Genomic DNA, 16178 nt, shown 5'->3' on the forward strand with positions numbered 1-16178 from the left:
ATGAGAGCCGCCATTTTCCAGTCTCTTCGCCTGCCGTTCAGAAGCGGTAGGTAACACCAGCGCCGATCAGCCATGGATCGAGCTTGGCAGTGCCCTTGACCTTGGAGCCACCAACGGTCGCTTCAAAATCCGGGCGCAGATAGTATTTCTTGACGTCGAAGTTAACGCCCCACTTGTCGTTGATCATGTAGTCGAAACCGACCTGCACGGCGGCACCGAACGTATTCTTGACATCGAGCTTGGATGCAGAGCCGGACGACGACTGATTGTAGAACATCGTATAGTTGACGCCCGCGCCAATATAGGGCTGGAACTTGCCGAAATCGGTAAAGTGATATTGCAGCGTCACCGTTGGCGGCAGGATCCAGACCTTGCCGAGCTTGCCCAGGCTACCGATCGAGCCCCCGGCATTGACGTTGGCCGACGTCGTGCCGAGAATGAGTTCGGCAGCGATATTGCGATTGAAGAAATAACTGAAGTCGACTTCCGGCGTGACGCTGTTGCTGTAGGACAGATCGGAGCCGCCAATGCCATCCACCGAGCCGCCATCATTCGGCACCACCGCCAGCGCACGGGCGCGGACCTGCCAGGGGCTGTAGGGCGTCAGCAGCGATTCGGCCTGCGGAGCGCTTGCCGCCGGTGTCAGATCCGCCGCAGAGGCCATCGGCGTCGCCAAGGACAGCGATGCGAAAGCAAGGGGCGCAAGCGCTATCAAGCCAAGGGTGCGGTTCGTTGACATGTCGTCTCTCCTTTATCGATTGATCAGCAGGTCCCCCTGCCGCATTGCAACCTGTTATCGGTGACCGGACACCCACGTCCTTGAGACAAATCAAGAAAAGACAACCTTACGAAAGACCGCCGGTATTCAAGGATTGAGTGTGGCTTCCATGCATCATGTTTTTGATTCCTATCAATTTTCCCTAGTGCAAGAGATGCTCCGACCAGACCCAAAAAGGTCGCTCACAGGCTCGCGCGCAACCGAAATTAGGAAGGGTTATTTCTCATCGACGCGTCCTATCACCCACTTGTGAGTGCCTGGACGGCAATTGGAGCGAGCCACGTCATTTTCCGTCACGGAACTGTTAAAAACGCTTCCTATCGTCTTGCCATTCCGCCGATGTCAGCTTCCCCACCGCGGATCCTCGTAAAGGATATGGTCATGCCACTTCACCCTCGGCAGCTAAACATGTGTGCCGGTTCAATTCTCGTGTCTGCCTCTCTCTGTCTCATCCCCACTGCCTCGGCGGCGGCTGAGGTCAATACGGCAACGCCGATCAAGCATCTGGTGGTGATCTTCCAGGAAAACGTCGCCTTCGACCATTATTTCGCGACCTATCCAAAAGCTGCCAATGTCGAGGGTGAGCCTGCCTTTACCGCCGCGCCGCAGACGCCTGCCGATATCGATACGCTGGCCCATGCCGGGTTGCTGGAGGACAATCCGAACAAGACCAATCCGGGCAATGGCCCTGACGCCACCGCCCCGTTCCGTCTCGATCGCACCCAGGCTGCCACCAATTCGCAGAATCATGGCTATACCGCCGAACAGGCCGCCTATGACAATTTCGCCATGGACCTGTTTCCCGCCAATACCGGGCGCGGCACCAAGGGCGCAGCCGGTGCCTTTGGCACCAAAGGCCAGGTCATGGGCTATTATGACGGTAATACCGTTACGGCGCTGTGGAACTACGCTCAGAATTTTGCCCTGAACGACCGGTCTTTCTCCACCAATTTCGGCCCCTCGACCCCAGGCGCCATCAACCTCGTCTCCGGCCAGACCAATGGCATGACCCTGCCACCGGGTTACACGCTGGAAAAGGACGGCACCTACGCCAAGGGCGAAGTCGTGCCTGATGGCAATGGCGGCTGGACGATGATTTCAGACCTCGACCCCACCGGCGACGTCTGCTCGAAAGGCCAGACGGCCCTGATGACCGGACGCAATATCGGCGACCTCCTGAACGACAAAGGTCTGACCTGGGGCTTTTTCGAGGGCGGCTTCGACCTGACGGTCAACAATCCGAATGGCACGACCGGTTGCAAGCGCACGACGACATCGGCAATCACCAAGGTCGATGAAGTCGATTACATTCCCCACCACCAACCCTTCCAATACTATCCTTCAACCGTCAATCCCCAGCATATCCGCCCGAGTTCGGTTGCCGCCATCGGCACCAGCCAGGACGGCGGCGCCAACCACCAGTATGACATCAATGATTTCTACGCCGTGCTGAGCAACGGTACTCTGCCCGCCGTCAGTTTCCTGAAGGCCCCGGCCTTTCAGGATGGCCATGCAGGCTATTCCGATCCGCTCGATGAGCAGGAATTCGTAACCAATGTCGTCAACAAGCTCCAGCAATCGCCGGAGTGGAAGGACACCGCCGTGGTGCTGCTTTATGACGATTCCGACGGCTGGTACGACCACGCCCATAACGTCGTCAATCCCTCCAGCATTCCCGTCAAAGGCTATGATGTGCTGAACGGCGCGGCCTGCGGCACCGGAACGCCCTTGCCCGGCGTCAACGGCCAGCCCGTCCAGGGCCGTTGCGGCTATGGCACCCGGCAGCCATTGCTGGTGATCTCGCCCTATGCCAAGCAAAACTATGTCGACCACACCCTGACCGACCAGACCTCCGTCATGCGGTTTATCGAGGATAACTGGATGGCTGGGCAAAGACTGGGCGGCGGCTCCTTCGATGCCATCGCTGGTTCCCTGAATGGCATGTTCGATTGGTCTCATGCCCGCAGCGATACGCTGATCCTTGATCCGAAGACTGGCCTGAGAGGCTAAGCGGAAAAGCTAGAGTCTGTCAGGTTCAGATTGAACCAGACAGACTCTAGCTACTCTTGTTTTCATTTGTCTTTTCGGGAAAACCGGGTTCCACTTTTCCCTGACAAACTCTAAGAGCGGCAGTTCATGGCAGTGTTTGACGAAAAATCCCGCCTGCCGCTGCTGGCGCTGGCCCTGTTGAGCCTGAGCTTTGCAGGCTTAGGCAGGGCGGCCCAGACATTGGCGGAAAACCCGAAACAGGCCCAAACCGGCGCACCCGACCAGCTCAGTGCCGTCGCACAATTGGGCAAGGCGCTGTTTTTCGACCAAAGCCTGTCGGGCAGCGGCAAGATGTCCTGTGCCACGTGCCATGACCCGGCCCATCATTACGCACCGGCCAATATGCAGGCGGTACAGATGGGCGGACCCGATCTCAACCTTCCGGGCATCCGCCCCGTGCCGAGCCTTGCCTACAAGATCGCCACGCCTGCCTTCTCGGTTGGAGCTGAAAATGCTGCCGAGGAGGCTCAGGAAGCCTCGCCGATGGCTGAAGCCTCCGGCACGGCGCTTGCCGCGCAAACCACGGTGATCGCCGGGCCGGTCGCTGGCCAACCTCTCGTCAAAGCCGTGGCTGCCGCCGACAATGCCGTTCCCCAGGGTGGCATGTTCTGGGATGGACGCGCCGACAGTTTGGAAGACCAGGCGCTGGGGCCGCTTTTATCGCCGTTTGAAATGGCCAATAGCGATGCGCAGGCACTCTATGACAAAATCAAAGCCGGGTATGGCGCCCAGCTCACGGCCCTGTTCGGAAAGCAGGTCGCCGAGGACCAATCCATGGCCTTGTCGGAGATTGGTTTTGCCCTCGCCCGCTATCAGGTGGAAGACCCGTCCTTCCATTCTTATTCCAGCAAATACGATGCCTATCTGCGCGGACAGGCGCAGCTTACTCCGGCTGAGCAGCGTGGGCTCGCCTTGTTCGACGATCCGAAAAAGGGCAATTGCGCCTCCTGCCACCTGGACAAGAGGGGCGGCGATGGACAGATGCCGGCATTTACCGATTACGAATTCGAGGCGCTCGGAGTGCCGCGCAATTCTGATATTCCCGTCAATGCCGACAGGCTCTATTTCGATCTCGGCATTTGCGGGCCGATGCGCCATGACGAATTTTCCGCCCAGCCGCAAAATTGCGGGTTGTTCAAGACCCCGACCCTGCGCAATGTCGCCGAGCGCGGCGTGTATTTCCACAATGGCGTTTATCGCACGCTGGAGGAGGCCACGCGCTTTTATGTGGCCCGGGACACCGATCCGGCCAGCATCTATCCGAAAAAATCGGATGGCAGCATCGACAAGTTCAACGACATGCCAGAAGCCTATCGCGGCAATATCGATGTGATCGATGCGCCCATGGACAGCAAGCCCGGCCAACCGCCCGCATTGAACGAGACGGAAATTAGCGATGTCGTGGCTTTTCTGAAAACACTGACGGATGGATGGGGTGCGCAGCAACACTAGGCCGCCGCTCTATATTGCTGCGCACCATCCTCGGTCTTACAGTCTATCCAATAATCGCCGCTGGCCGGCTGCAAATGGCAATTTCTGCGCTTCCGGTACTCACGTACTTTACGTACGCTCCGTTCCGGTTCTCGAAATCACCATTTTCGCCAGGCCAGCAGCAATTCTTGAACAGACTGGGACCGAGGACGTATTCAAAGACTGCTTATGCCGCCTTGCGACGGGCAGGTGCGGTCAGCTTGCGGCCAGAAGCTGAGATCATGCCGACAGCGCCGTCCAGCCAGCCGTGGATCAGTTCCAGCGCCAGGAAACGGTCGCGGGCAAAGGGGCCCGGCATGACAAGATGCATGGTTTTCGCGGCAAAAAAGCCGAAGCGCTCGTAGTAAGCGGCATCGCCGACCAGCAGCACAGCGCCATGACCACGGGTCTTGGCTTCCATCAGGGCAGCGCGCATCAGTTGCGAGCCAACGCCCTTGCCTTCATGCGCGGCATCGACGGCCAGCGGCCCGAGAAGCAGCGCATCGATAACCTGGCCTTCGGCATTGACGCCAGCCTCAATATTCCACAGGCGCACAGTGCCGATCACATGGCCCTTGCGGTCACGCGCCACCAGCGCCAGCCCTTCGGCAGGCAAACGGCCACGGCGGATCTTTTCAGACGACTTCGTGCGGCGGTCCGGCCCCATGGCACGGTCCAGCAATGCCTCGCGCGCCACGACATCGGCGGGGGTTTCCGCATCGATCTTGAAAGCGGGCTGCGCAAAAAAAGCGCGCACGGTGTTGATAACAGCGGTCATGGCGACCTCCTGTGCAAAGAGCGTAAATGGTGAGAGAGCAATCCTGCCGGGCTATTCTGCCCGGCGGGATAGAGCATTTCCAGCAAAAGCGTGGCGCGGTTTTGCGCCCGGAAATGCGAAAATACTCTTGTTCAGATCACATAGGCTTTCAGCGGTTCGAAACCGTTGAAGGCCACCGCCGAATAGGTGGTGGTATAGGCGCCGGTGCCTTCGATCAACACGTCGTCGCCGATGGTCAGCGACAGCGGCAGCGGATACATGTTCTTCTCGTACATGACATCAGCGCTGTCGCAGGTCGGGCCAGCCAACACGCAAGGCTCCATTTCGTCGCCGTCATGGGCCGTGCGGATCGGGTAACGGATCGCTTCGTCCATGGTTTCCGCCAGGCCGCCGAACTTGCCAATATCAAGGAACACCCAGCGATGGGCGTCATTGTCGGACTTCTTCGAGATCAGCACCACTTCTGCCTTGATCACACCGGCATTGCCCACCATGCCGCGACCCGGCTCAATGATGGTCTGCGGAATGTTGTTGCCGAAGTGCTTCTTCAGCGAGGCGTTGATGGCCTGGCCATAGGCTTCGGCAGACGGAATGTCGCGCAGGTACTTGGTCGGAAAACCACCGCCCATGTTGACCATTTGCAGGTAGATGCCCTGCTTGGCCAGCTGTGCGAAAACCCGCTTGGCATCGCCCAGCGCTGCATCCCAGGCATCGACCTTGGTCATCTGCGATCCGACATGGAAGGACACGCCGAAGCTTTCCAGACCATGCTGGTGGGCATAGACCAGAACGTCGACGGCCATCTGCGGCACGCAGCCGAACTTGCGCGACAAAGGCCATTCGGCACCGTCACCATCGGTCAGGACGCGGCAGAACACCCGGGCGCCGGGGGCGGCACGGGCGATCTTTTCGACTTCCTCATGGCTATCGACGGCAAACAGGTTGATGCCGAGCGCATGCGCCTTGGCAATATCCCGTTCCTTCTTGATGGTGTTGCCAAACGAAATCCGCTGGGCGGTCGCACCGGCAGCCAGCGCCATTTCGATTTCAGCCACGGAGGCGCAATCGAAGTTGGAGCCGAGCGATGCGAGCAGCGACAGGATTGCCGGCTCCGGGTTTGCCTTGACGGCATAATAGATGGCGCTGTCTGGCAGGGCGTGGCGGAATGCGCCATAATTATCGCGCACGACATCAAGGTCCACGACGAGGCAAGGGCCTTCAGGACGCTGGGTGTTGATGAAGTCGAGGATGCGGGCGGTGGTCATGGCGATCCCTTCCATAGTAAAAAGGTTACCGGAACCCAAAAAGTTCCGGATGGACAAAGTGCGCCGAGACCTCGCTCGAAACCAGTCGGTGGAGACACTGGTACCGTACGAACGCTCTAACGCGGGCGATGGATCAACGCCCTCTTGCCTGAGAGCATCAATCCGCTTTGTCTGCCATGGATTGGTTGGGGAACCCGACCGCACTTCCGGCAATGATGGTGTGCCTCTTCAGTGACCCCGGCTGATGGAAAGCCGGCAGAGACTAGAAAGGCCCGCACCGTCGTTGCTTCAAGGTGTCCTCGCATTTCCCGGTTGGCCGGGATAACGACTGGAGGGGTTAATTCCAGGTACCTTACCGATTTCCTCACCACATCGAGGATCGGCGGACACCCACAGGCACGTGCGACTTTGGGCAACACCGAAATAAGAAAACTTGCCGTCATAATCAAGCGGTTTTTGCAAGCCCGCTTCATTTTTTTATATGTTTTATTATTGAACGAAGTGAGACTATTGTTCACCACCTATCCAAACAACCCGAAGAGGCCCTCTTGGACACCCTGACCCGCATCCGCGCCTTCATCGATGTCGTTGAAGCGGAAGGCTTTTCTGCCGCCGCCCGCAAGACCGGGCGCTCCAAGGCGCTGCTGTCAAAATATGTCCGCGAGCTGGAGGACGAGTTGGGGGCGCTGCTTCTCAATCGCACCACACGGCAGTTCTCCATGACCGAGGCCGGTCACACCTATTATCGCAGCGCCGCCGACATCCTGAAAGAGATCGACAATCTGGCCGATCTGGTGCGCGAGAACAATGTCGGCATCAGCGGCAAGATTCGCATCACCGTGCCACGCAGCTTCACAGACGCCGAAGTTGGTCAGTCGCTGATCGATTTTGCCCTGCAACATCCCGATCTTTCCATCGAGATCGTTGCCGAGGACCGATTCGTTGACCTGATCGAGGAAGGCTTCGACTTGGCGATCCGTGTCACCAAGCTGGAGGATTCGGGGATGATTGCCCGCAAGCTGGCAGATTTCAGAAGCTACGCCTGCGCCAGCCCGGTTTTTCTGGAGAAACATGGCCCCCTCACCCATCCGCAGGATCTGTCCAGGGTGCCGGTACTGATCGATACCAATACGCGGGGGCACAACAGCCTGCGCCTGCGCCAGCCGGATGGCGAGGCCTTTACCGTCAACATTTCCGGGCCGCTGGAGGTCAACAGTCCCCAGACCACGCTGCGCGGCGCACTTTCCGGGCTCGGCATCGCCCTGCTGCCGGATTTTGTCGCCCGCAGGCATATCGAAAGCGGCGCATTGATTTCGATATTCGAGGATTACATGCCCTCCGGCAGCGGGATCTATGCGGTCTACCCGCATCGCCGCTACCTGCCCGCCAAGGTGCGCGCCCTGGTGGACTTCATGCACAATTGGTTCAAACGCAATGGCACATGCCAGCCCAAGCAAGCGCCGCCGCCTTCGGAGTGAAGACCGGCAGGTGCCAGTTTCATCAAGCACCGCCCTCTTCACTTTTCCGAGGCAAAAGTCGGCGGCCCTATTTCCGTCCTATTGCTTGGCCACCACAGACCATGAATATAGATGTCATGCGTCCATGCGGCGCTGGCAGCGCAGCGCCTCCTCTCTGTTTCATCATGGCTCGCTGTCGCACTCAATATAGGCAGCGGTTAGGGCGCAGATGAACATAGCAAGACCTCTTCTTCTCGCCGGTTTTCTTGTCGCAGGGTTTCTGGGCCTTTCAGCGCCCTCGGCCTTTGCCCATCCGCATGTGTTCGTCCAGGCCCGACTGGAAGTGGTGGCGGGCGCGGACAATACCATCAAGGAATTGCGCAATACCTGGCGCTTCGACGAGGTGTTTTCCTCCAGCGTCATGCTGGATTTCGACAAGAACGGCGACCTGAAGCTCGACCATAGCGAGTTGCAGGATATCGCCAACACGATCAGAAGCTCGCTTGGCGACTATGGCTATTTCACCTTTATCAGTGCCAGCGGCGCGACCGTCAACGTCGCCAAGCCGCAGGTGTTCAACGCCGATTATAAAGACAATCAATTGCTGGTGTTCTTTATCGTCAAGCCGGACAAGCCCATTCCGATCAAGGGCAATCTCAGCTTCGGCGTCCATGATCCGACCCTTTATACCGCCATCGACTTCAAGCAGGACGGCGACATCGTCGAGACCGGCGACGCGCTGAAGAAATGCAAGCGCACCGTGGTCCGGCCCAATCCCGATGACGTGATCAAGCAAAACCAGGCCAGCCTGACCGAAGCCTTCTTCAACGATCCGACCGGCACCGACATGGGCAAGCTGTTTGCAACGAGGCTGGATCTGGCATGCTGACGCATCGACGGGTTTCAAGGACCGCTCTGCTTGTTGCTGTCGCTCTTGCCGTGGCATTGCCTGCGACATTCTCCGCCACATTGGCCCATGCAGGCTCGCCGCTCGGCATCGGCACCGCCGAACCGTCCTTTCAGATGGACGGGCCGTTGGCCGGGGTGATGCTATGGATCAACACCCATCAACAGGCCTTCTACCGGGCGCTGACCGAGGCGCTGCGCGGCATGCGTGACGATCCCCACCAGCTCTGGGTCTTGATCGGCCTGTCCTTTGCTTACGGCGTGTTTCATGCCGCCGGCCCCGGCCACGGCAAGGCGGTGATCTCGTCCTATATGGTCGCCAATGAGCTGGAGCTGAAGCGCGGCATTGCCATTTCCATCGCCTCTTCGATTTTGCAGGCCATCGTCGCCATCGTCACGGTGGGCGTGATGTTTCTCGTCCTGCGCGGCAGCGGCATTACCCTCACACGGGCAACCGACGCCATGGAAGCCGCCAGTTTCGCGCTGGTCGTCGCCTTCGGGGTCTGGTTGCTGGTCCGCAAGCTGAGCGAGATTTTCCGGCATCGCCAGCCTATGCCGGTCCTTGCCTTTTCCGGCGGGAGTACGGGAGAGATGCCATCGGGCGGCGTAACCGCTGGCCTGTTCGATGCGCCGCAGCCAGTTGGTACAAAATCCGCATCGTCTTCAGCCACCGGCCTGCGCTTCCAGGCCGATGCAGCCGATAGCGACCGATATTTACCGCGTGAGGGCGAAATCTGCGTGGATTGCGGCCGCAGCCATCTGCCGTCGCCAGCCATGGTCGGCGCCGAGCATTTCAGCATCAAGGAAGCCTGGTCGGCCATTGTCGCCGTTGGCCTTCGCCCCTGTTCTGGCGCGCTGCTGGTCATGACCTTCGCCATGCTGAACCAACTTTATTTAGGCGGTATTCTATCGGTCTTCGCCATGGCGGCGGGAACCGCGATCACCGTCTCGGCGCTCGCCATCGCTGCCGTCGGTGCCAAGGGTCTGGCGGTGCGGCTGGCGGGCAATGGCTCCCATACCGCCTACCGCGTCGGCATGGCCATCGAGATCGGCGGCGCGTTGTTCATCATCCTGGTCGGCAGCCTGCTACTGGCCGCCTCCTTGCAAGGCTATCACCTGTCATCCGGGTGACGCCGCTGATAGCGCGCCCGGAGCCAGAAGATCAGGAAAAACGACAGCAGCACCAGAGAGCCGACCGCAGCGGCCAGAAGCGGCGAAAACTGCCCGATCCACAGGACCAGATTGGGCAGGAACACCATGGCCAATCCGAAGCCAAGAATGATCAGGCCAGCGGCAATCGCCGAATTCTTATCGCGCGGGCTCATGTCGCAGACCTCAGAGCGGCGCGAATATCCTCAAGCCGCTGTTTCTGATGGCCGTCAGCACCGAAATTGTCAGGATCAAGCCAAGCCTCGAACCCGGCTTTGACGAGAGGCCAATCGGCATCGATGATCGAGAACCAAGCGGTATCGCGGTTGTTTCCCTTGGAAATCATGTGCTGGCGAAACACGCCCTCGAAGGTGAAGCCATAGCGGCGCGCCGTGATCTTGCTCGGCTCGTTGTCATTATGGCATTTCCACTCGTAGCGCCGATAGCGCAGATCCTCGAACACATGTCTGGCCAGCAGATAATGCGCCTCGCTCGATAGGGCAGAACGTTTCATCGCCGGGCCATGCGCAACCGAGCCGACTTCAATCACGCCGTTTTTAGGATCGGGTCGCATCAGGCTGGCCATGCCGACAATGGACCCATCGGCTTTCGAGCGGAAGATATGGGTGATCAGGCTGCCACTGGCATTGGCGCCCTCCAGCCAGTCGCCGAAAACCTCGATACCGGAAAAATCGTCATTGGGAAAATAGCGCAGCGCCTGATTGACGGCATCGCCACCGCCAAGCCCGGCCCACAGATCCGACAGATGCTGTTCACGGACAAAGGGCTCGACCAGTACATAATGGCCTTCAAGCCGCACTGGCGCTGGTGCCGCAACGCGATAGGTCTTCAGATCCTGCATGATGCCCCCTGTTCGTATCACAGGTCAGGATTATGCCAGCCGTAACGGGAAGGCAACGGCGATTTCCGCCATTGCTTTTGTTGGGCGTCAGTCTCAGCCAGCCGGTGTCTCGACCTTGGCCGCCGCAACCGTCGCCTCGATATGGTCGATCAATCCATCGGCAAGACCGAGGCGTCCGGCCAGCAGGTCGAGATAGCCACGCTCGGCCCTCGTATCGGGATCGATGGTCAAGCGCGAGGCCGTATAGAGTTCGACCTTCTGTTCCTCGGTGCGGGCAGCAGCCACCAGCGCATCGAGATCGGTCGGATTGTCCAGTTCTGCACGAATAAAAGCCTCCGCCTCATCGCCGAGTTCCTCGACATGCAGTTTTTCCATGATATTGGCGCGCTCGCCTGCGTCGATATGGCCATCGGCCTTCGCCGCTGCAATCATCGCCTTGATCAGGGTGAGCGCGAAATCATTGCTGAGCGAGGTTGCCGGATCAAAGCCGGAATTTTCCGGTGGAGCCGGCAGTTCCGGCAGGGCACGCAGCTCTTCCGGGGCCTTGCCGGACTGGTAATTGCGATAGGCGCGGTAGCCGAGACCAGCCACCAGCGCCAGGCCGCCGACTTTCAGCGCGCCTCCGGCCAGCGACCGTCCGGTCTTGGTGCCGAGCAGCACGGACACCAGCGCGCCGGTCTTCCAGGGATTGGACTTGGCATAGCCTGCGGCGTCATCACCCCTCTTGCGAACAGAGCCGCCGATGCCCGGGATCTGCGATCCCAGAAACTGCGTGAGGAGCTTTTTGGCGTCGATCATTCTCTTCTCCCTAATATTTCAGCTAGAAGAGAGATAGGAACGCCCGCGCCCTTTCCCAAGACGCAGACGTCAAATTACGACATTTATGCCGCCGTTCCCAGCTTATAGACGGCTCGAAGATGCTGACGCATCCTCGCCTGATAAGAGTTTCGAATATCTCAAATGCATCAAGGGCATGAGATATTCAAAAGTGGTATACGAAGAGTCATTTTCAATGACTCTTCGTATTAGCCCTTCAGCGCGCAAGCCTCAACGGCCAGCTTGGTAATGCCTGCCCAATCGCCCGCAGCGACCAGCTCTTTCGGTGCCACCCAGGAGCCGCCAACGCAGACCACGTTGGGCAACGACAGATAATCACGGGCATTCTTCAGGGAAATGCCGCCTGTCGGGCAAAACAGCGTGCCCGCCAGCGGCGAAGACAGCGATTTGAGATAGGCCGCTCCACCTGCCTGTTCGGCCGGGAAGAATTTCAACACTTCATAGCCCTTTTCGCGCAGGGTCATCACTTCGCTGGCCGTAGCCGCCCCCGGCAGCAGCGGCACATCGGACCCGGCAGCAGCCGCCAGCAATTCCGGCGTCGTGCCGGGGCTGACGATGAACTGCGACCCGGCTTTCAGCGCGGCTTCGAAATGGGCGGGGTTGAGAATGGTCCCGGCACCGGCCACGGCGCCCTCGACCTCGGCGGCCACCCGGGAAATCGCTTCCAGCGCAGCTGGCGTGCGCATGGTGATTTCGATGGCTTTCAGCCCACCCGCCACCAGCGCCCGCGCCAGCGGCACGGCGGTTTCGACATCGTCGATGATCAGCACGGGAACAACTGGCTGAAGCTTGAGCACCGCCAACAATCTGTCCGTCTTCGCAGTCATGAACATACCTTTCAAACGATTAGATGTTCCTGATTAGCGCGTGAAAACCGCCCTGTCGAGGCAAATGCGCGCAGTAGGAACTGAAGGGTCGATGGAACTATTGTCAAACCGCTGTCATACTATAGAGTGAAATCGATTTTAACGTGACGGAAAGCAGACATGGCAAAGGAAATCGAAAGAAAATTCCTGGTCCGCTCAGACACCTGGCGTCAGCATGTCAGCAAATCCAGCAGTTTTCAGCAGGGTTATATTCTATCGGGAGCAGATCGTTCCGTGCGGATTCGTATACGCGACCGGGCCGATGCGCTTTTGACCATCAAGATCGGTCATGTTGGTCTCAGCCGCGATGAATTCGAATATGAAATCCCGCTCGCCGACGGGCTGGAAATGATCGACAAAGCACAGGGCAACGTCATCGAAAAAACCCGCTATAACGTTGAATATGGCGGCTATCTCTGGGAAGTCGATGTGTTCGCTGGCGCCCATGCCGGGCTCGTGGTGGCCGAGGTCGAACTGGAAAACGACTGTGAAGACCCACCGCTGCCGCCTTGGGTCGGGCGGGAAGTAACCGGCGACGGACGCTATTCCAACCAATGGCTGGCGACCTCCACGCCATCGACGGAAAGGCGCAATGGCCTATCGCTTAAGGCCTGACCTGAAGACAGGCATCGCCATTGCCGAGATGCTGGGGCAACTTTTGCAAGCTGCCGCAAACGACCTTGACGTCGGCTCCGAAACATCTGCCGAGAACCGGGATCGGGCCGTCCATCTTGCGCGCCGCAAATTGAAACGCGCCAGAGCTCTCTACCGACTGGTCGCACCGGCAATTCCCGACCTGCGTCGCCGGGAAAACCGTCGGTTGGGCGATATCGCCCGCAGCCTTTCCCCGCTTCGCGATGCGGCCGCGCTGCTTGAAAGCGTCGAAGCGCTTCAGGAGGCGGCCCTGAGCGATGAAGAAGCCCATGCCCTGCAACAGGCGTGGACAGTCCTGTCCGATCGCCATGAACGGCTGGCGGCCAATCTTGAGGCAGGCCAGAGCGCATTGATGCGCGATGCGGCAGACGGCTGCCGAGAGGCGGCGGATGTCGCCATGGAAATTGCGTTCAACGACCGTCCCGTCAAACTCGCCCGGATGTTTGCCAAGGCCTGGACCAAGACCTTAAAGCGTGCCGAAGCAGCCATCGCCGCCTGCCACGATGCCAGCGAGGCGGAAAGCTACCATGCGCTGCGCAAGGCCACCCAGACCTATTGGATGCATCTGTCCTTGCTGCGTGATCTCTGGCCGAGCGCCATCGAGATGAAACGCGGTGCCGCCAAACAATTGGCCGATCTGCTGGGCCATGAAAACGACCTTTCGGTGCTGACCTCGGTGCTGGATGAAGACTCAAGTCTGTTTGCTGGCGGCGAAACATTGTCCCATCTGCTCGCCATCATCATCCGCCAGCAGCAGGCCCTGCGCCGACAAGCGCTTGAGGCGGCGGATGCATTGTTTGCCGACGGTCCTGACCTGGAACCAGCCGTCATCGAGGCGCTGTGGCTACGAGCCGCAGCGCAATAGGCGACAGTTGATGACCCGGTCCGAGCGTCTTCTTTCCCTGCTGCAAATTCTGCGGCGCTATCGCCGCCCGGTGACCGGACAGGTATTGGCCGAAGAACTGGGCGTCTCCATCCGCACGCTCTACCGCGACATTGCCACGCTCCAGAGCCAGGGCGCCGGTATCGAGGGCGAGGCCGGACTTGGCTATGTGCTGCGTCCGGGCTACATGCTACCGCCGCTGATGTTCAGCCCACAGGAAATCGAAGCGCTGGTGCTTGGCTCCCGCTTTGTTGCACAACGAACCGACCAGCACTTGGGCCTCGCCGCCCGCGACGCGCTTGCAAAAATCATCGCCGTGCTGCCCGACGAACTGCGCCGCAGTCTTGAGGATAATAGTCTGCTGGTCGGGCCAAGCGATAGAGCAGCGGGGCAGCTTCCAGCCGATCTCAGCCCGTTTCGGCAGGCGATCCGCGCTGAACATGTGCTGCATATCGTCTACCGGGATGAAAAAGGGGCGACGAGCAGCCGCGATATCTGGCCCTTCGCCCTGACATTCTTTGAAGGCGCACGGATCTTGCTGGCCTGGTGTACGCTGCGGGAAGATTTCAGACATTTTCGCTGCGACCGCATTGGGGAGTGCAAGACACTCGCTCTGCGCTACCCGATGCGTCGGGCCAGCCTGCTGAAACGATGGCGCGAGCATAACAGCATTCCAGATCGGATTTTTTAGAGCGTCAGACAAAAGAGCAGAGCCGTCAACACTCCTGCCATTTTTTGGCAGCAGGCTGGGTTACAAACCGAGCGTCAACCTGAAGGAGACGCTCCCATGACAACCACCTCAATCCCGAAAATGACCATTCTTTACGTCGATACACCCGAGACAAGCGCCCATTTCTATCAGCAGGTCTTCGGTGTTGCGCCCGTCGAAATATCAGCGACATTTGCCATGTTCGCGCTGCCGGGCGGATTCATTCTCGGCCTCTGGTCCCGCCACACCGTTGAGCCTGCGGCAAGCATTACAGGCGGCGGCTGCGAACTGGCGATCCGGGCCGATACGGCTGCGGATGTCGATGATCTCCACACGCAATGGCAAGCGCTTGGCGTCCCCATGCTGCAAGCACCGACCGATATGGAGTTCGGGCGGACTTTCCTCGCCACCGATCCAGACGGCCATCGGATTCGCGTCTTCAACCCACCGGCATGACTTGACGAAACTCAAAGCGCGGCGCACCTGCTGAAATTCGTTGATTCCCGGCGGCATTGGCAGTATTTCGCAGGCCATGACAGACGATCTTCAAAATCCTCGCCATGAAGAGGGCGGCGCATTCTGTGTGGCCGCGCTCTATCATTTTGCGTCCTTCGCGCGGTTCGAAAGCTTTCGTGAACCGCTCGATACTCTTTGCAAGGCGCAGGGCGTCAAGGGTACTTTGCTTTTGGCCCATGAAGGCATCAATGGCACGATTGCCGGTACGGATGCGGGCATTGCCACGGTGCTGGCCTATTTGCGCGCCCAGCCGGAATTTGCCAGCCTTGAGCACAAGGAAAGCCGGGCGTCGAAAATGCCTTTCGTGCGCATGAAGGTGAAGCTGAAAAAAGAGATCGTCACCATGGGGGTAGAGGATATCGACCCCAACAAGATCGTCGGCACCTATGTCGATCCCAAGGACTGGAACGCGCTGATTTCCGATCCCGATACCATCCTGATTGACACCCGCAACGATTACGAAACCGCCATCGGCATTTTCCGGGGCGCGGTCGATCCCAATACCAAGACTTTCCGCGAATTTCCCGATTGGGTGAAGAACAATCCCGGCCTGCACAACAAGCCGAAAATCGCCATGTATTGCACCGGCGGCATTCGCTGCGAAAAGGCCACGGCCTTCATGAAGCAACAGGGTTTCGAAGAGGTCTACCACCTGAAGGGCGGCATCCTGAAATATCTGGAACACGTGCCGGAAGAAGAAAGCCTGTGGGACGGTGCCTGCTTCGTGTTCGACGAGCGCGTTTCCGTGACCCACGGATTGAAGGAGGGCGACCACCAGTTGTGCCACGCCTGCCGCAATCCGATCACGCCGGAAGAACTGTCTTCGCCCTATTACGAGGCCGGCGTGTCGTGCAGCCATTGCTATGAGACCCGCACAGAAGCCGACCGGGATCGCTACCGTCAGCGCCAGAAGCAGATTGCGCTGGCCAAGCAACGCGGCGAACGGCATATCGGCGGCTGATCCGGGATCTGTGAGGCGGCGTTTGCTGTCATACGTCC

General features: G+C 59.1%; 17 protein-coding genes. 10 read left to right on the forward strand and 7 right to left on the reverse strand.

Features of this window, described 5'->3' with window-relative positions; genetic code table 11:
* Positions 1–37 precede the first annotated feature (37 nt).
* A complete protein-coding gene (locus G6L01_RS13355; RefSeq protein WP_070166863.1) occupies positions 38–739 on the reverse strand; it encodes an OmpW/AlkL family protein in 702 nt (233 codons plus the stop codon).
* A 420-nt stretch (positions 740–1159) separates the two neighbouring features.
* Here G6L01_RS13355 and G6L01_RS13360 point away from each other — a divergent pair, with 420 nt between their 5' ends.
* Together G6L01_RS13360 and G6L01_RS13365 are read left to right on the forward strand one after the other, a co-directional pair.
* Positions 1160–2788 carry a phospholipase C gene (locus tag G6L01_RS13360; protein ID WP_174089266.1) on the forward strand — a complete coding sequence of 543 codons (1629 nt, stop codon included), beginning with the start codon at positions 1160–1162 and terminating at the stop codon, positions 2786–2788.
* Positions 2789–2914: 126 nt separating this feature from the next.
* Positions 2915–4279 (forward strand): cytochrome-c peroxidase, encoded by a 1365-nt coding sequence (locus G6L01_RS13365; protein WP_070166865.1) that lies wholly within the window; start codon positions 2915–2917, stop codon positions 4277–4279.
* A gap of 205 nt (positions 4280–4484) precedes the next feature.
* On the opposite strand, the gene G6L01_RS13370 is transcribed toward G6L01_RS13365, so the two are convergent.
* Positions 4485–5075, reverse strand: a complete 591-nt coding sequence (locus G6L01_RS13370; protein WP_070166866.1) for a GNAT family N-acetyltransferase — start codon at positions 5073–5075, stop codon at positions 4485–4487.
* Positions 5076–5206: 131 nt separating this feature from the next.
* Positions 5207–6340: an ornithine/lysine decarboxylase gene (gene odc2 / locus G6L01_RS13375; protein WP_070167004.1), complete on the reverse strand. Its 1134-nt coding sequence runs from the start codon at positions 6338–6340 to the stop codon at positions 5207–5209.
* 548 nt (positions 6341–6888) lie between these two features.
* On the opposite strand from odc2, the gene G6L01_RS13380 reads away from it, so the two are divergent.
* The 3 genes from G6L01_RS13380 (at position 6889) to G6L01_RS13390 (ending at position 9834) form a co-directional block, all read left to right on the forward strand.
* Positions 6889–7818, forward strand: coding sequence for a LysR family transcriptional regulator (locus G6L01_RS13380; RefSeq protein WP_070166867.1), 930 nt, complete (start codon positions 6889–6891; stop codon positions 7816–7818).
* A 208-nt stretch (positions 7819–8026) separates the two neighbouring features.
* The gene (locus G6L01_RS13385; RefSeq protein ID WP_070166868.1) at positions 8027–8686 is read left to right on the forward strand and encodes a DUF1007 family protein; all 660 of its coding nucleotides are present in this window, start codon (positions 8027–8029) and stop codon (positions 8684–8686) included.
* Positions 8680–9834, forward strand: coding sequence for a nickel/cobalt transporter (locus G6L01_RS13390; protein WP_071206532.1), 1155 nt, complete (start codon positions 8680–8682; stop codon positions 9832–9834). The genes G6L01_RS13385 and G6L01_RS13390 overlap by 7 nt, the downstream gene beginning before the upstream one ends.
* On the opposite strand, the gene G6L01_RS13395 is transcribed toward G6L01_RS13390, so the two are convergent.
* From G6L01_RS13395 to G6L01_RS13410, 4 genes are all read right to left on the reverse strand, one after another.
* Positions 9816–10028, reverse strand: a complete 213-nt coding sequence (locus G6L01_RS13395; protein WP_015917156.1) for a hypothetical protein — start codon at positions 10026–10028, stop codon at positions 9816–9818. The genes G6L01_RS13390 and G6L01_RS13395 overlap by 19 nt on opposite strands.
* Complete coding sequence (locus G6L01_RS13400; protein ID WP_070166870.1) at positions 10025–10714, reverse strand: GNAT family N-acetyltransferase; 690 nt, start codon at positions 10712–10714, stop codon at positions 10025–10027. Before G6L01_RS13400 ends, G6L01_RS13395 begins: the two co-directional genes overlap by 4 nt.
* Before the next feature lie 93 nt (positions 10715–10807).
* Positions 10808–11512, reverse strand: a complete 705-nt coding sequence (locus tag G6L01_RS13405) for a tellurite resistance TerB family protein (RefSeq protein WP_070166871.1) — start codon at positions 11510–11512, stop codon at positions 10808–10810.
* A 227-nt stretch (positions 11513–11739) separates the two neighbouring features.
* Complete coding sequence (locus G6L01_RS13410; protein WP_015917159.1) at positions 11740–12378, reverse strand: 2-dehydro-3-deoxy-phosphogluconate aldolase; 639 nt, start codon at positions 12376–12378, stop codon at positions 11740–11742.
* Positions 12379–12537: 159 nt separating this feature from the next.
* On the opposite strand from G6L01_RS13410, the gene G6L01_RS13415 reads away from it, so the two are divergent.
* The 5 genes from G6L01_RS13415 (at position 12538) to trhO (ending at position 16140) form a co-directional block, all read left to right on the forward strand.
* The gene (locus tag G6L01_RS13415; RefSeq protein ID WP_070167005.1) at positions 12538–13032 is read left to right on the forward strand and encodes a CYTH domain-containing protein; all 495 of its coding nucleotides are present in this window, start codon (positions 12538–12540) and stop codon (positions 13030–13032) included.
* Positions 13010–13936: a CHAD domain-containing protein gene (locus tag G6L01_RS13420; RefSeq protein WP_070166872.1), complete on the forward strand. Its 927-nt coding sequence runs from the start codon at positions 13010–13012 to the stop codon at positions 13934–13936. The genes G6L01_RS13415 and G6L01_RS13420 overlap by 23 nt, the downstream gene beginning before the upstream one ends.
* Positions 13937–13946: 10 nt before the next feature.
* Positions 13947–14645, forward strand: a complete 699-nt coding sequence (locus tag G6L01_RS13425) for a helix-turn-helix transcriptional regulator (protein WP_070166873.1) — start codon at positions 13947–13949, stop codon at positions 14643–14645.
* A 96-nt stretch (positions 14646–14741) separates the two neighbouring features.
* On the forward strand, positions 14742–15119 hold the full coding sequence (locus tag G6L01_RS13430; protein ID WP_071206530.1) for a VOC family protein: 378 nt from the start codon (positions 14742–14744) through the stop codon (positions 15117–15119).
* Positions 15120–15195: 76 nt separating this feature from the next.
* Positions 15196–16140: an oxygen-dependent tRNA uridine(34) hydroxylase TrhO gene (gene trhO / locus G6L01_RS13435; protein WP_070167006.1), complete on the forward strand. Its 945-nt coding sequence runs from the start codon at positions 15196–15198 to the stop codon at positions 16138–16140.
* Positions 16141–16178: the final 38 nt, after the last annotated feature.

The sequence above is a fragment of the Agrobacterium vitis genome, from assembly GCF_013337045.2.
Lineage (GTDB): Bacteria > Pseudomonadota > Alphaproteobacteria > Rhizobiales > Rhizobiaceae > Allorhizobium > Allorhizobium vitis_B.

What these genes read in the sequence shown, in the direction of transcription:
- G6L01_RS13355 (WP_070166863.1), bottom strand. Translation starts at nt 739, where the DNA reads ATGTCAACGAACCGCACCCTTGGCTTGATAGCGCTTGCGCCCCTTGCT.
- G6L01_RS13360 (WP_174089266.1), top strand. Translation starts at nt 1,160, where the DNA reads ATGCCACTTCACCCTCGGCAGCTAAACATGTGTGCCGGTTCAATTCTC.
- G6L01_RS13365 (WP_070166865.1), top strand. Translation starts at nt 2,915, where the DNA reads ATGGCAGTGTTTGACGAAAAATCCCGCCTGCCGCTGCTGGCGCTGGCC.
- G6L01_RS13370 (WP_070166866.1), bottom strand. Translation starts at nt 5,075, where the DNA reads ATGACCGCTGTTATCAACACCGTGCGCGCTTTTTTTGCGCAGCCCGCT.
- odc2 (WP_070167004.1), bottom strand. Translation starts at nt 6,340, where the DNA reads ATGACCACCGCCCGCATCCTCGACTTCATCAACACCCAGCGTCCTGAA.
- G6L01_RS13385 (WP_070166868.1), top strand. Translation starts at nt 8,027, where the DNA reads ATGAACATAGCAAGACCTCTTCTTCTCGCCGGTTTTCTTGTCGCAGGG.
- G6L01_RS13390 (WP_071206532.1), top strand. Translation starts at nt 8,680, where the DNA reads ATGCTGACGCATCGACGGGTTTCAAGGACCGCTCTGCTTGTTGCTGTC.
- G6L01_RS13395 (WP_015917156.1), bottom strand. Translation starts at nt 10,028, where the DNA reads ATGAGCCCGCGCGATAAGAATTCGGCGATTGCCGCTGGCCTGATCATT.
- G6L01_RS13400 (WP_070166870.1), bottom strand. Translation starts at nt 10,714, where the DNA reads ATGCAGGATCTGAAGACCTATCGCGTTGCGGCACCAGCGCCAGTGCGG.
- G6L01_RS13405 (WP_070166871.1), bottom strand. Translation starts at nt 11,512, where the DNA reads ATGATCGACGCCAAAAAGCTCCTCACGCAGTTTCTGGGATCGCAGATC.
- G6L01_RS13410 (WP_015917159.1), bottom strand. Translation starts at nt 12,378, where the DNA reads ATGACTGCGAAGACGGACAGATTGTTGGCGGTGCTCAAGCTTCAGCCA.
- G6L01_RS13415 (WP_070167005.1), top strand. Translation starts at nt 12,538, where the DNA reads ATGGCAAAGGAAATCGAAAGAAAATTCCTGGTCCGCTCAGACACCTGG.
- G6L01_RS13420 (WP_070166872.1), top strand. Translation starts at nt 13,010, where the DNA reads ATGGCCTATCGCTTAAGGCCTGACCTGAAGACAGGCATCGCCATTGCC.
- G6L01_RS13425 (WP_070166873.1), top strand. Translation starts at nt 13,947, where the DNA reads ATGACCCGGTCCGAGCGTCTTCTTTCCCTGCTGCAAATTCTGCGGCGC.
- G6L01_RS13430 (WP_071206530.1), top strand. Translation starts at nt 14,742, where the DNA reads ATGACAACCACCTCAATCCCGAAAATGACCATTCTTTACGTCGATACA.
- trhO (WP_070167006.1), top strand. Translation starts at nt 15,196, where the DNA reads ATGACAGACGATCTTCAAAATCCTCGCCATGAAGAGGGCGGCGCATTC.